The sequence below is a fragment of the Microbacterium sp. NPDC064978 genome, from assembly GCF_044543605.1.
Classification (GTDB): Bacteria; Actinomycetota; Actinomycetes; order Actinomycetales; family Microbacteriaceae; genus Microbacterium; species Microbacterium meiriae.
In genome coordinates this window covers 96,101-108,961 of sequence record NZ_JBITWF010000005.1, presented here as the reverse complement: position 1 = coordinate 108,961, position 12,861 = coordinate 96,101, and the positions used below count along the sequence as shown (strand labels likewise).

The 12,861-nt window shown below is 72.4% G+C and carries 12 protein-coding genes; 11 read left to right on the top strand and 1 reads right to left on the bottom strand.

Annotated features, from left to right (window positions below):
• The first annotated feature begins 37 nt into the window (after positions 1 to 37).
• From ACIGJI_RS16020 to ACIGJI_RS15970, 11 genes are all read left to right on the top strand, one after another.
• Positions 38 to 814, top strand: coding sequence for a hypothetical protein (locus ACIGJI_RS16020; protein WP_363447267.1), 777 nt, complete (start codon positions 38 to 40; stop codon positions 812 to 814).
• Complete coding sequence (locus ACIGJI_RS16015) at positions 811 to 1,500, top strand: MurR/RpiR family transcriptional regulator (RefSeq protein WP_259954571.1); 690 nt, start codon at positions 811 to 813, stop codon at positions 1,498 to 1,500. Before ACIGJI_RS16020 ends, ACIGJI_RS16015 begins: the two co-directional genes overlap by 4 nt.
• On the top strand, positions 1,497 to 2,645 hold the full coding sequence (gene menC / locus ACIGJI_RS16010) for an o-succinylbenzoate synthase (protein WP_363447265.1): 1,149 nt from the start codon (positions 1,497 to 1,499) through the stop codon (positions 2,643 to 2,645). The genes ACIGJI_RS16015 and menC overlap by 4 nt, the downstream gene beginning before the upstream one ends.
• Positions 2,646 to 2,676: 31 nt before the next feature.
• On the top strand, positions 2,677 to 3,564 hold the full coding sequence (locus ACIGJI_RS16005; protein WP_363447263.1) for an aminotransferase class IV: 888 nt from the start codon (positions 2,677 to 2,679) through the stop codon (positions 3,562 to 3,564).
• Entirely contained in the window at positions 3,548 to 4,678 is a 1,131-nt protein-coding gene (locus ACIGJI_RS16000) for a dipeptidase (RefSeq protein WP_363447260.1), read from the top strand. Before ACIGJI_RS16005 ends, ACIGJI_RS16000 begins: the two co-directional genes overlap by 17 nt.
• Entirely contained in the window at positions 4,675 to 5,388 is a 714-nt protein-coding gene (locus ACIGJI_RS15995; protein WP_366244597.1) for a type 1 glutamine amidotransferase, read from the top strand. The genes ACIGJI_RS16000 and ACIGJI_RS15995 overlap by 4 nt, the downstream gene beginning before the upstream one ends.
• Entirely contained in the window at positions 5,385 to 6,911 is a 1,527-nt protein-coding gene (locus ACIGJI_RS15990) for a serine hydrolase domain-containing protein (RefSeq protein WP_363447256.1), read from the top strand. Before ACIGJI_RS15995 ends, ACIGJI_RS15990 begins: the two co-directional genes overlap by 4 nt.
• An 84-nt stretch (positions 6,912 to 6,995) precedes the next feature.
• Positions 6,996 to 8,609 carry an ABC transporter substrate-binding protein gene (locus ACIGJI_RS15985; protein WP_187661712.1) on the top strand — a complete coding sequence of 538 codons (1,614 nt, stop codon included), beginning with the start codon at positions 6,996 to 6,998 and terminating at the stop codon, positions 8,607 to 8,609.
• 46 nt (positions 8,610 to 8,655) lie between these two features.
• Positions 8,656 to 9,600: an ABC transporter permease gene (locus ACIGJI_RS15980; RefSeq protein WP_363447253.1), complete on the top strand. Its 945-nt coding sequence runs from the start codon at positions 8,656 to 8,658 to the stop codon at positions 9,598 to 9,600.
• Positions 9,597 to 10,409: an ABC transporter permease gene (locus ACIGJI_RS15975; RefSeq protein ID WP_187661710.1), complete on the top strand. Its 813-nt coding sequence runs from the start codon at positions 9,597 to 9,599 to the stop codon at positions 10,407 to 10,409. The genes ACIGJI_RS15980 and ACIGJI_RS15975 overlap by 4 nt, the downstream gene beginning before the upstream one ends.
• Positions 10,406 to 11,914 carry an ABC transporter ATP-binding protein gene (locus tag ACIGJI_RS15970; protein ID WP_259954583.1) on the top strand — a complete coding sequence of 503 codons (1,509 nt, stop codon included), beginning with the start codon at positions 10,406 to 10,408 and terminating at the stop codon, positions 11,912 to 11,914. Before ACIGJI_RS15975 ends, ACIGJI_RS15970 begins: the two co-directional genes overlap by 4 nt.
• Here ACIGJI_RS15970 and ACIGJI_RS15965 read toward each other — a convergent pair.
• Positions 11,904 to 12,479, bottom strand: a complete 576-nt coding sequence (locus tag ACIGJI_RS15965; RefSeq protein ID WP_363447249.1) for a pentapeptide repeat-containing protein — start codon at positions 12,477 to 12,479, stop codon at positions 11,904 to 11,906. The genes ACIGJI_RS15970 and ACIGJI_RS15965 overlap by 11 nt on opposite strands.
• Between the last annotated feature and the right edge of the window lie 382 nt (positions 12,480 to 12,861).

Here is a 12,861-nt window from a genome sequence, read left to right as displayed (position 1 = left end):
CAGAGCAGCAGGACTTCTCGATCTTAGGAAACGTATCGTGCCTCTTTCTTCGGCGGCCGCCGGTGTCGCCCACGGCTGCCGCGAACTCACCCAGTACGCCGAGTTCCGTGAGGCCGCCGCGCTGTACGCCCGCGTCTTCGCCTACACGGAGAACGAGTACGCGCTCAACGCCAACCTGCTCACCGCCCTCGCCCGCAACGGTGGTTCCGCGGTCGGCGCCTTCGCCGACGACGGAACGCTGATCGGATTCGCCTACGGCTTCGCCGGCTGCGACACCGCCGGTGCGTCGTTCCACTATTCGCAGGCGGCGGCCGTCGACGCCGCGCACCAGGGGCGGGGCGTCGGCCAGGCACTCAAGTTCGCGCAGCGCGCGGTGGCTCTGCGCTGGGGGCAGCGGACGATGCGGTGGACGTTCGATCCGCTGCTCTCGCGTAACGCCCATTTCAACCTGAGCTCGCTCGGCGCCGTCGGCATCGCGTACGAACGGGACTACTACGCCCGTCCCGACACCGACCGCCTGGTGGTCTCCTGGGATCTGGACGCCGCCGATCACCCGACCCGCCGCACCCTCCCGGTCCCGCCTGAGCTCGGGCCGGACGACCGGGGGCGAGCCGTGGCGGCGGACGGCGGCACCTGGATCGCGATCCCGACCCGCCCCGGCGAGCTCGACGCCGAGGATCGTGCGGTGCTGCGGCGGGATCTGGAGCGGACGATGACTGCGGCGTTCCGCCGCGGGGACGTCCTCGTCGGGGCCGTGCGCCTCGACGACGACACGGCGGTCTACCGCGCGACACCCGGGGAGGGCACGGCATGAACGACCACGACCACGACCAGGAGGATCGCGACCTCGTCTCTCCGCGGGACCGCTACGGCGAGCGCATCCGTACCAACCTCTCCGCCGAGAGCATCCAGGCGCGGATCATCGAGACCGAGCAGCGCACGCTCGCCCAGACCTTCGAGGAGCTCAGCCGATCGGCCCAGGTCCCGCAGGCCGCCGCGCTGCTGCTCGGTGCCCGACGACGGTATGTGGCAGGCGAGGGCAAGGCGGCGGCGTACGCGCAACTGCTCAATGCGGATCTCTCGGCGACGCTGTCGAACGTGTTCCTCGTCGACGGGCACGCGCTGCAGCCGCTCACCGTGCTCACGGACGTGCGGGCCAGCGACGTGCTCATCGCGTTCTCCCTGCGGCGCTACCGCGAGGAGACCGTGCGGCTCGGGCGGCTCTTCCATGAAGCCGGGGGTCAGCTCGTCGTCATCACGGACAGTGAGGACGCCCCGCTCGCATCGATCGCGACCTCGCTCATCCGGGTGCGCACCGGATCCGCCTCGTATGCCGACTCCCCGACCCCGGTCGCGGCGGTGTGCCACCTGCTCAGTGCGCTCACCACGGCGAGCGCGAAGGGCGCGCGGAGGCGGCTGGCCGAACGGGACCGGCTGGTGGCACGGCTGGGTCTCTACGGCCCCGAGACGCCGCGCCCCCGCACCGAGGAGGACGCGTGAGGGTCGTCCGCGTCCGGCTGTTCGCCCTTCGACAGCCGCTGCGTCACAGCTTCGAGACGAGTTCGCACCGCAAGTCCGGCATCGAGCACGTGCTCGTCGAGGTCACCGATGCCGACGGGCAGACCGGCTGGGGGGAGATCGCGTCGCCGAGCGATCCGTTCTACGGCGCGGAGACCACGGTCACCGCGTGGGAGATCGCCACGCGCTACCTCGTGCCCGCGCTGCTCCGTGCGGACGGGGACGAGCCGGCGGCTCTGGAGGCGTCGTGGGCACGCGTCCGCGGGCATGAGTTCGCGAAGGCCGGGTTCTCCGGAGCGGTGTGGGACCTGTCCTCCCGGATGCGCGGAATCGCGCTCGCCGCGGCCCTGGGCGGGACGCGCGACGAGGTCGTCGCCGGGGTGTCGTTGGGCATCGAGCCGTCGATCGACGAGCTGCTCGCCCAGGTCGAGCTGCAGCGCGCGGCCGGCTACCCGCGCGTCAAGCTCAAGATCGCTCCGGGGTGGGATGTGGAACCCGTGCGCGCGGTGCGCGGTGCCTTCCCCGACCTCGACCTCCACGTGGATGCGAACGGCGCCTACGCGGATGACGACCGGGCGGCCGAGGTGTTCAGGCGCCTGGACCGTGAGGCGCTCACCATGATCGAGCAGCCCTTCGCGCCGCGGGATCTCGTGGCCCACGCCGATCTGCAGGCGCGGCTCGACACGGACGTGTGCCTGGATGAGTCGGTCGTCGACCTCGGCGACCTGCGGACCATGATCCGGCTGGGTGCAGGGCGGGTCCTCAACATCAAGGTGTCGCGGATGGGCGGGCTGACCGTCGCCCGCGCCGCGCACGACATGGCACGCGATGCGGGCATCCCGGTGTGGTGCGGGGGAATGCACGAGTTCGGCGTCGGGCGGGCCGCGAACGTCGCGCTGTCCTCGCTTCCGGGCTTCCTGCTCCCGTCGGACGTGTCGGGTTCGGACAAGTACTACGAGTCCGACATCATCACCCCTCCGGTGACGGCCGTCGCGGGCCGGGTCACGGTCCCCACCGGACCGGGGATCGGACACGAGGTGCTCGCCGAGCGCATCGCCCGTGACGCGTCCCGGGTCTTCGACTCCTCCGCGGCCGAGGCCCCCGAGGCCGTCCTGACCGCGGGCTGACCGGCCCCCGAACCTGCGAGAGCGGAATCCCATGCGTGCACTGCTGCTGTACCGGCTCGATCTCGCCGACGAGGGCGCGGAGGGCGGGATCCACCCGGTCGACCCGCGGGAGCCGATCATCCGGGCGACCGACCTCGGTGTGACCCGCGGCGACGGCGTGTTCGAGACCGCTGTCGTGCGTCAGGCCAGGCCGCAGGCCCTGGAAGCGCACCTCGCACGACTGGAGCGTTCGGCGCAGCTCCTGGGGCTGCCCGTGCCACGCCGCGAGCGGTGGGCACGGGCGGTGCGCCACGCAGCCGTCGAGGTGTCCCGTCCCGGAGTGCTCCGCGAGGGGGAGATCGCCTCGATCAAGTTCGCGATGACCCGCGGGGACGAGATCGACCCGGCCGGGCCGACGGGGTGGGTGCTGGGCTTCGCGGGCGAGGACCCGGAGGCCGTCCGCGCGCGGGGCGTCTCCGCGGTGGTCCTCGACCGCGGATATAGGCACGACGTCATGGCGACGGCGCCCTGGCTGCTGCAGGGGGCGAAATCCCTCGCGTACGCGGTGAACCAGGCGGCCCTGCGGGAGGCGCGGAGCCGGGGCGCGGACGATGTCATCTTCGTCAGCGCCGACGGTTTCGTGCTCGAAGGGCCGCGGTCGACGCTGATCGCGCTGCTCGACGGGACGCTGGTCACGCCACCGCCCGAGCACGGGGTGCTCCCCGGGACGACCCAGGCCGACGTCTTCGTAGGACTCGCCGACATGCCCTCCCGCATCGGTCCGCTGGTGCGGGACGATCTGGAGCGGGCGGAGACGCTGTGGCTCTGCTCCAGCACGCGCGGCGCCGTGCCCGTGCGGGAGCTGGACGGCGTCGCGCGCCGCGTGGACCCCGCTCTCACCGCGCGGATGAACGCGGTGCTGGATGGACGAGAGGACTGAGATGGTCGACGAGGACCTGCCGATCGATCGGGTGATCGACGGCCACAACGATCTCGCCTGGGCGAGCAGGACGCTGCTCGGCTACCGGGTCGCGGAGCTCGCCGGGTCGGTGGCGGCCACGCAGACCGACCTGCCGCGACTGACCGCGGGCGGGGTCGCCGGCCAGTTCTGGTCGGTCTGGGTCGATCCCGTGCTGGAGGGGGCGGAGCAGGTCGTGGCCACGCTCGAGCAGATCGACTTCGTGCACCGGCTCGTCGACGCACACCCGCAGCGCTTCGCGATCGCTCGGACGGCGGCCGACGTGCGTGCGGCGATGGCCGAGGGGCGGATCGCCTCGCTCATCGGCATCGAGGGCGGCGACCAGCTCGGCGGATCGCTGGCCGTGCTGCGGCAGTTCGCGCGTCTCGGCGCTCGGTATCTCACCCTCACCTGGTCGCGGACGATCGCCTGGGCGGACTCCGCGACCGACGAGGCGCGCCACGGCGGTCTGACGGACTTCGGACGCGAGGTGGTGCGCGAGATGAACCGCATCGGTGTGCTCGTCGACCTCTCGCACGTCGCTCCGACGACGATGCGGCACGCGCTCGAGGTCACGACGCGCCCGGTGATGGTCAGCCACTCCGGCGCCTTCGCCCTGTGCGACCACCCCCGCAACGTGCCGGACGACGTGCTCGCCGCGGTCGGCGGGCAGGGCGGCGTCGTGATGGTGCCGTTCGTGCCCACGTTCGTCTCGCAGGCCCGCCGCGACTGGTGGGAGGCCGGGGGAGAGGGAGAGGCCCCGCGCGTCGGTGTCGCCGACGTCGCCGATCACCTCGATCATGTGCGGCGCGTGGCGGGCGCGCATGCGGTCGGGATCGGTGCCGACTTCGACGGCTCCGATGCGATGCCGGACGGTCTCGGCGACGTCTCGGGGTATCCGGCCCTGTTCGCCGAGCTGCGGCGTCGCGGCTGGTCGGAGGACGACCTCCGGGCGGCGGCCCACGAGAACGTCCTCCGCGTGCTGGAGGCCTCCGACCCCGACCACGAGGCCTTCCTCGCGGGCAGCGCAGGAGAGCCCGCCGCGGCCGCACTCGCGCCGGCGGTCGACACGACGATGCGGGAGGGGGCGCTGTGACCCCGCGCGTCCTCGTGATCGTGAACTCCGCGAGCTCCGGCCCGCGTCGCCTCGGCACCTGGCTGCGGGAGAAGGCGATCGACATCGACGAGATCGTGGGAGCCGAGCAGCCGCTGCCCACCTCCCTGGACGGCTACGCAGGACTCGTGATGCTGGGCGGCGGGTTCATGCCGGACGACGATGACCGTGCACCGTGGCTCGCGGCAGAGCGGGCGCTCGCCGCGGAGGCCATCGCCCGCGACCTCCCCACGCTCGGCATCTGTCTGGGAGGTCAGCTGCTCGCCCACGTGGCCGGCGGCGAGGTCGCCGAGAAGACCGGACCGATCGAGCGCGGCGCGACCCCCATCCGTCCGACCGCGGCCGGACGCACGGACGCCGTGTTCGCGGCGCTGGGTGACGAGGCTCCGATGATCGAGAACCATCAGGACATGATCACGCGGCTGCCACCCGCGGCGGTGCTGCTGGCGTCGAGCGCGGCCGTCGAGAACCAGGCCTTCCGTCTAGGAGCGCGGGTGCGCGGCGTGCAGTTCCACCCCGAGGCCTCCGCCGCCGACCTCGCGCGGTGGGACGACGCGGCGCTGCGGGGAGAGGGACGCTCGCTTCCTGCCCTCATCGCCGCCGCCGAGCGCGTGCACGACCACAACACCGCGGCCAGCCGCGCGCTCATCGAGGCCTTCGCCGACGAGGTGCGCGCCGAGGTCCCGGCGTGACGTCTGCGGATGCGGGTCTCCTCGTCACGACGGAGACCGCCGCGGAAGCTCTCCAGTACGGCCTCGACGAGCGCGCACGTCGTGCCGCCCCGGCCGCCATCGCCGCGGTGGCCGAACGGGAGCGCGTCCGCGCAGTGCTCACCCACGGCCATCCCCGCGCCGATGAGGCCCCGACGACGCGGGACACCGTCTTCCGCATCGCGTCGATGTCCAAGAGCTTCCTCGCCGCCACCGTGCTCTCGTTGCGCGACCGCGGTCTGCTCGACCTCCACGCGCCGATCCGCACCTACCTGCCCGATGTCCGACTGCGGCACCGCGGTGCCGCAGTCGAGGTCACGGGCGACCTGCTGCTCTCCAACCGCTCGGGTCTAGGGGAGGACAACGCCTGGGTGGATCGGCACCTCGGCGCCTCCCGGGCCGAGATCGCCGCCCTGTTCGCGGGCGGGGTGCCTCTCGCAGCCGTGCCGGGAACCGTCTACCAGTACTCCAACCTCGGACAGTCGCTGCTCGGCCGCGTCGTGGAAGCGGTGACCGGGCGGACGGTGGAGGACGTGATCCGGGAGACCCTGCTCGAGCCCCTCGGGCTGCGCCGGACGGCACACGTGTCGGACGGCTTCGCGCCGGAGACGCTGGCCGGCGGGTTCCGGACGTTCGACGACGGCACCACGTTCCGCCCCGAGCCGTTCGTGGGGTCGGGCGCGCTCGGCTGCATCGGCAGCATGTTCAGCACAGTCGACGACATCGCGAGATGGATGTGGTTCCTCGGCTCGGCCTTCACCGACGACCCGCTGGCGCCCGACGTGCTGGCTCCGGCGTCGCGACGGGAGCTGCAGCAGGCCCGCACCCCGATCCCGGTGCCGTCGGCGATGTTCGACGGGCGCGACCTTGCGGGGGCCGGCTACGGCTACGGCCTCTTCGTCGAGGACGACCGGCGGTTCGGGCGGATCGTGCAGCACTCCGGCGGTCTTCCCGGATTCTCGGCGCACATGCGCTGGCACGCGGCCAGCGGCATCGGCGTCGTCGCCTTCGGGAACTCCGACGAGTTCGGCGCCCGGCGGATCGCAGGCGCCGCGCTCCAGCAGCTGCTCGAACGGACGGACGCCCCCTCCGCCGTCCTGCACCCGTGGGCGGAGACGGTCGCCGCCGCGCAGGCTCTCGACGTCGCGATCCGCTCGGGAGGGCCCGCCGCCACGTACCCGTTCCTCGCCGACCATGTGCTCGACGACATCCCGGCCGACGTCCGCGATGCCCGGCTGGCGGCACAGGTTCAGGAGATCGGCGGATTCCGCGCGGAGCAGGACCCGTTCCCCGATCGCGTGGTGGCCGCGGCGACGGAGGCCGAGCTGCGCTGGCGGATCGCGGGGAACCGCGGCGACCTCCTCGTCGACGTGCGGCTGGTCGGGCTGCCGGAGCCTCGCGTGCAGGGGCTCAGCGCGGCGGTCGTCGCGCCAGGGCAGACACGGGTCGAGGGGGAGCGAGCCGGAGCGACCGAGCGGCACCTGGTCGTCCTGCCGTCGCTCTGATACCGCGACCTGCACAGATCGACCGGGTCCAAAAAACCGCCCTAGGATGGAGGCATCCCGACCCGTCCGTTCTGAGGAATCCTCATGCCCGCCACCCCTGTGCGTCGCCTCCTTCCCCTCGCCGCGCTCGCCGCCGCCACCGCCCTGGTGCTGACCGCGTGCGCCGGCCCGTCCACGGAGAGCGACGGCGGTGAGCTCGTCTGGTCGATCGAGGGCGCGAACCTGTCCGCGGGGCACATGGACCCGCAGGTGAGCCAGCTCGACGTCTCCGGCATGGTGCAGCGCGCGGTGCTCGACTCCCTGGTGTTCCAGGAGGACGACGGCACGTTCAGCCCGTGGCTCGCGACGAGCTGGGACGTCTCGCCGGACAGCACGGAGTACACCTTCACGCTGCGCGACGACGTGACCTTCACGGACGGCGAGCCGTTCGATGCGGAGGCCGTCAAGGCGAACTTCGACCGGATCGTCGACCCGGAGACGGCGTCGGCGCAGGCATCGAGCATGCTCGGTGCAGACTTCTACGCCGGCACCGAGGTCGTCGACGACCACACGGTGAAGGTCTCGTTCACGCAGCCGTATGCGCCGTTCCTCCAGGCGGCCAGCACCCCGCAGCTCGGCTTCTACTCGCCGGCCGTGCTCGCCGAGTCGGCCGATAAGCTCAAGGCGGGCGGCCCCGACGTCACGGTCGGCACCGGGCCGTTCGTGCTCACCGAGTACACCGCCGACCAGGAGATCGTCTACACGCGCAACGATGACTACGCCTGGGGCCCGCACGAGGCGAAGGCGCCGGCGTTCGAGACGCTGCGCGTGCAGATCCAGCCGGAGGCGTCGGTGCGTACCGGAGTGATCGAGAGCGGCGAAGCCGACCTCGCCAGCAACATCCCGCCGAACCAGGTCGCCGGTCTCGACGACGCCGGCGTCACGGTCGACTCGGTGGAGTACCCGGGACTGCCCTACTCGCTCTACCTGAACGAGAAGTACGGCGTCTTCGCCGACGAGAAGGTGCGGCAGGCGTTCGCCCGCGGCATCGACGTCGACGCGGCGGTCGAGGAGATCTACTTCGGGCAGTTCCCGCGGGCGTGGAGCGTCCTCGGCAGCACGACCCCGGGCTACGACGCGTCGCTGGAGGACTCCTGGCCGTTCGATCAGGACGCCGCGAACGCCCTGCTTGACGAGGCCGGCTGGACGGAGCGCGACGCGGACGGCATCCGCATGAAGGACGGCGAGCGCCTGTCCGTGCGGTGGATCGCCTGGACCCCGGTCCCGGATGACCGCGCGGCGCTGGCCAACGCGATCCAGTCGGACCTCAAGGCCATCGGCTTCGAGGTGGAGCGCGAGGAGCTGGAGCCCGGCGCCTACAACGCCCAGTACGAGCCGAAGACGTTCGACCTCACCGACTGGGGCTTCTCCGGCGTGGACGCCGACTTCCTCCGTGCGCACCTGCACACCGACGGCTTCCAGAACGCCTCGCAGGTGAGCGATCCGGAGATCGACGCGCTCCTGGAAGAGGCCGTCGCGTCGAGTGATCAGGACGCCCGCAACGAGCTCTACACGCAGCTGCAGCAGTGGAACGCGGAGTACACGGCCATCGTCCCGCTCTACAGCCCCTCGGCGATCACGGCGGTCGGCGAGCGCGTGCAGGGTCTGGACTACGACCTCTACGGGCGGCCGCTCTTCTACGATGTGAGCCTCGGCTGACATCCGGCGGCCGTCGTTTCGAGGGAGCGGGCGGAGTGATCGAACCGTGAATGCGGTGCTCGGCCGCGCCCTCGGGCTCGTGGCCTCGGTGGTCATCGTGCTGTGGGGGGCCGCGACCGTCGCATTCCTGGCCTTCCGGGTGATCCCCGGCGACCCGGTCTCGGTGATGCTGGGCCCGCAGGCGCAGGTGAGTGAGGCCGTCAAGGACGGCATCCGCGCCGACCTCGGCCTCGACCGTCCGCCGTTGGAGCAGTATGTCGGCTTCATCGGGCAGCTCGCCCGCGGCGACCTCGGCGAGTCGTACCAGCTGCGGCTTCCGGTGTCGGAGGTCATCGGACGGCAGCTCGGGGCGACCGTGCAGCTGTCCGCCCTCGCCCTGGTGATCGCCGTCGTGCTCGCTCTCGCGGTCGCCCTCTTCGTGCGGGGTCGTGTCGGGCGCACCATCGCCGCCGGCGTCGAGCTCGTGGTGCTCTCCTCGCCGGTGTTCTGGATCGGGCTGCTGCTGCTCAGCGTCTTCGCGTTCGGACTGGGGTGGTTCCCCGTCTCGGGCACCCGCAACCCGGCGACCATCGTGCTGCCGGCGATCACGCTCGCCCTCCCGGTGGCGGCGCTGCTGAGCCAGGTGCTGCGCGACGGGTTGATGCAGGCGGAGCGGATGCCGTTCGCGGAGACGGTCCGCGCGCGTGGCGCGGGGCCGACTTGGTTCACGCTGCGGCACGGGGTGCGGCACGGCGCCGCGTCGGCGGTCACCCTCGCGGCCTATCTCACCGGCTCGGTGCTCGGCGGCGCGGTTCTCGTCGAGACCGTGTTCGCCCGCCCCGGCCTGGGGCGGGTGACCCTCGCCGCCATCAACGACCGGGATCTCCCGGTCCTCACCGGCATCATCCTGCTGAGCGCTCTCGTCTTCGTCGTCATCAACGTGGTGGTGGAGCTCGTGCACCCGCTGATCGACCCGCGCGTCGCCGCGCCCCGGTCCGGAGGTGCCGTATGAGTCGGGGCCAGCGGCTCCTGCTCGGGTCCGCCGCAGCCGTGCTGGCCGTGATCGCCGTCGCCGCCCTGTGGCCGGGACTGCTCGCCACGCACGATCCGTTGCAGACCGAGGTGCGGGCCGCGCTCCTGCCGCCGAGTGCCGAGCATCTCTTCGGTACCGACCAGAGCGGCCGTGACGTGTACTCCCGCGTAGTGTTCGGCGCGGGGCGCTCGGTCGGGATCGGGTTGCTCGCCACCGCGATCGCCCTCGCCGCCGGCCTGCTCGTGGGGGCGCTCGCCGGCATGTCTCCGCGCGGTGTCGACGTCACGCTCATGCGCATCAACGACGTCCTCATGGCGTTCCCCGAGTTCCTGGTGGCGCTCGTCGTGGTGGCCGTGCTGGGACCGGGGCCGGTGAACATCGCGATCGCGGTGACCCTGGCGGCCGCGCCCGTGTACGTGCGGCTCGCCCGCGTGCAGACCAGGACGCTGCGCGTGGCCGAGCACGTCGAGGCCGCTCGCATCCTGGGCGTGCCGCCGCTGCGGGCGTTCCGACGCCACGTCGTGCCCGGAGTGCTGGGATCGCTGAGCGTGCTGGCGACCATCGGCATCGGATCGAGCATCCTCGCCGCCGCCGGACTGAGCTTCCTGGGTCTCGGGCCGTCCGAGCCGACCCCGGAGTGGGGCCTCATGCTCGCCGGCGGTCGCAATGTGCTCGGACAGGCGTGGTGGGTGTCGGTCTTCCCCGGTCTCGCGATCACACTGACGGTGGTGTGTGCGACCGTGATCGGACGGATCCTCCGGGCTCGGGCGGACGGGAGGGACGCATGAGTGCGGCGCTGGAGGTCGAGGAGCTGCGGATCGCCTTCGCGGGGACTCCCGTCGTGGAGGGCGTGTCGTTCGCTGTGGAGGCCGGCGAGTGCGTCGCGATCGTGGGGGAGTCGGGGGCCGGGAAGTCGCTCTCGGCTCGCGCTCTGCTCGGCCTCACTCCGCCGGCAGCCGATGTCGCCGTCGACCGACTCCGCATCGACGGGGTGGATGCCGCCGCCCTGACCGAGCGCGGCTGGCGGCGGATACGAGGGACCGGGATCGGCCTCGTCTCCCAGGACGCGCTGGTGTCGCTGGACCCGCTGCGGCGGATCGCGGACGAGATCGCGGAGCCGCTGCGGCTGCACCGCCTCGCGCGCGGCCGGGCGGTCGTCGCCGCGCGCGTCCGGGACCTCCTCGCGCGGGTCTGGATGCCCGACCCCGACCGCCGTGCACGGCAGCGTCCGCAGGAGCTCTCCGGAGGGTTGCGGCAGCGCGCACTCATCGCCTCGGCGCTGGCCGGGAACCCCGCCGTGCTCGTCGCGGATGAGCCCACCACGGCCCTGGATGCGACGGTGCAGGCCCGCATCCTCGTGCTCCTGCGGGAGATCGTCGACGACGGCACCGCCGTGGTCTTCATCAGTCACGATTTCGCCGCCGTGCGGCGGGTGGCGGACCGGGTGCTCGTGATGAAGGACGGCCGGATCGTGGAATCCGGGCCGGTCACGGAGGTGCTCGCTGCCCCGCAGCACCCCTACACGCAGCAGCTCATCGCGGCGACGATGCACGAGCCGCGGGAGGAGCGCACGGCGTCCCCTGGGGTCATGCTCGTCGCGGAGGGAGTGTCCAAGGCGTTCGGCGGGGTGCCGGCCGTCGTCGGCGCGTCGTTCACGGTGCCCACCGGCCGCACGCTGGGCATCGTCGGCGAGTCCGGGTCGGGCAAGACGACCCTCGCACGGATGATGGTGGGCGTCGAGACGCCGACCTCCGGAGAGCTGCGCTGGGCCGGGGCGCCGCGGGTGCAGCTCGTGCATCAGAACCCGCTCGGGGCGTTCGACCCGCGGTGGACGGTCGGGCGGTCGCTGGAGGAGGCGCTGGAGGCGGGAGGCGTGCCGCGCGGCGCGCGTCGATCACGGGTGCGTGCGCTGCTCGCCGAGGTCGGGCTCGAGGAGAGTCTGGCGGGACGACGACCGGCGGCGCTGTCGGGCGGGCAGCGGCAGCGGGCGGCTCTGGCCCGAGCGCTGGCCGCCGACCCGGACGTGCTGGTGCTGGACGAGCCCGTCTCCGCCCTCGACCCGTCGGTGCGGGAGCGGGTGCTCCGGCTCCTCGCACGGGTGCAGGAGGAACGGCGGCTGACGATGGTCTTCGTCTCGCACGACCTCGATGTCGTCGGCGCGGTCGCGGACGACGTCCTGGTCATGCAGGACGGCCGGATCGTGGAGCAGGGGCGCACGGCTGAGGTGTTCGCCGCCCCGCAGCATCCGTTCACCAAGGAGCTGCTCGCCGCGAGCGGCCCCGTCAGTCCGTGACGACGATCCCGAGTCCCGCTGCCATCACCGGCGCGAGCTGCTGCACCTGCAGGGACGAGAGGGTCGCGCCGCGGAGGCTCTGGACGTCGAGGTAGGAGAGCGCATCGAGGCCGCGGAGATCGAGGTCTTTCGCGCGCAGGCCCCGGGGGTCGACCTCGTCGCTGCGCGTGGCCTGGAACCGGACGCGCGTGAGTTCCGACTGCGGGATGTCGATCGTGCGGACGGCGCATCCCACGACATCGACGTCCTCGGCGCGGGCGGCACCCAGGTTGAGATAGTCGATGCGCACGTCCCGCAGTTCGAGCTCCGCCACGCGGGCGTCGCTGAGATCGAGGGTCCCGATGCGGCCGCCCGTGATCCGGAGCCGACGGATGCTCGCGTTCCGCATCCGGAGCGACGCGATACGCGGGTCGGGGAGGTCGACGTCGAGGAGCGTCGCCCCGGTGAGGTCGACGCTGTCGGCGTCCGCCTGCACCGCGCACTGCTCGAGCGTGGCGTAGGAGAGATCGACGGTGCCGGTCAGCTCGAGCGCGGCGGCGAGGAGATCGGCGCGGCGGGCGGCCACGCGCGGCTCTAGCACCGGTGGCAGGTCGGGCGCGGACACTCGGGATGCACTCGGGGACTTCGGCATACTCCGAGGCTATGTCCTCCCTCCGACACCCCCGCTCCTGCTCCGTGCTCCCGCTCCGGTGCGAGGTCGCAGATCCTCGCTGCCTCGCACTCTCCCTCGCAGCCCCTGCGACGGGAGTCCCGATCTGCGACCTCACCCCGGCCTTGCCTCGCCCCTGCCTCGGCTCCGGGGCTCTGGGACTCGCCCTGTAGGAGCTCGCTGATCTGCGCTGTGTCGCAGGTTCTCCGCGGGAACGTCCGACATGGGCGCGAATCTGCGACGTCGGACGGGGCCGGGGAGGAGAGGGACTCGGGCTGCACAGGAGGGGGAGTGGGGG

Excerpts from the sequence above, each read along its gene's own strand:
- ACIGJI_RS15970 (WP_259954583.1), top strand. The coding sequence starts at position 10,406 with ATGAGTGCGGCGCTGGAGGTCGAGGAGCTGCGGATCGCCTTCGCGGGG.
- ACIGJI_RS16015 (WP_259954571.1), top strand. The coding sequence starts at position 811 with ATGAACGACCACGACCACGACCAGGAGGATCGCGACCTCGTCTCTCCG.
- ACIGJI_RS16000 (WP_363447260.1), top strand. The coding sequence starts at position 3,548 with ATGGACGAGAGGACTGAGATGGTCGACGAGGACCTGCCGATCGATCGG.
- ACIGJI_RS16005 (WP_363447263.1), top strand. The coding sequence starts at position 2,677 with ATGCGTGCACTGCTGCTGTACCGGCTCGATCTCGCCGACGAGGGCGCG.
- ACIGJI_RS15985 (WP_187661712.1), top strand. The coding sequence starts at position 6,996 with ATGCCCGCCACCCCTGTGCGTCGCCTCCTTCCCCTCGCCGCGCTCGCC.
- ACIGJI_RS15975 (WP_187661710.1), top strand. The coding sequence starts at position 9,597 with ATGAGTCGGGGCCAGCGGCTCCTGCTCGGGTCCGCCGCAGCCGTGCTG.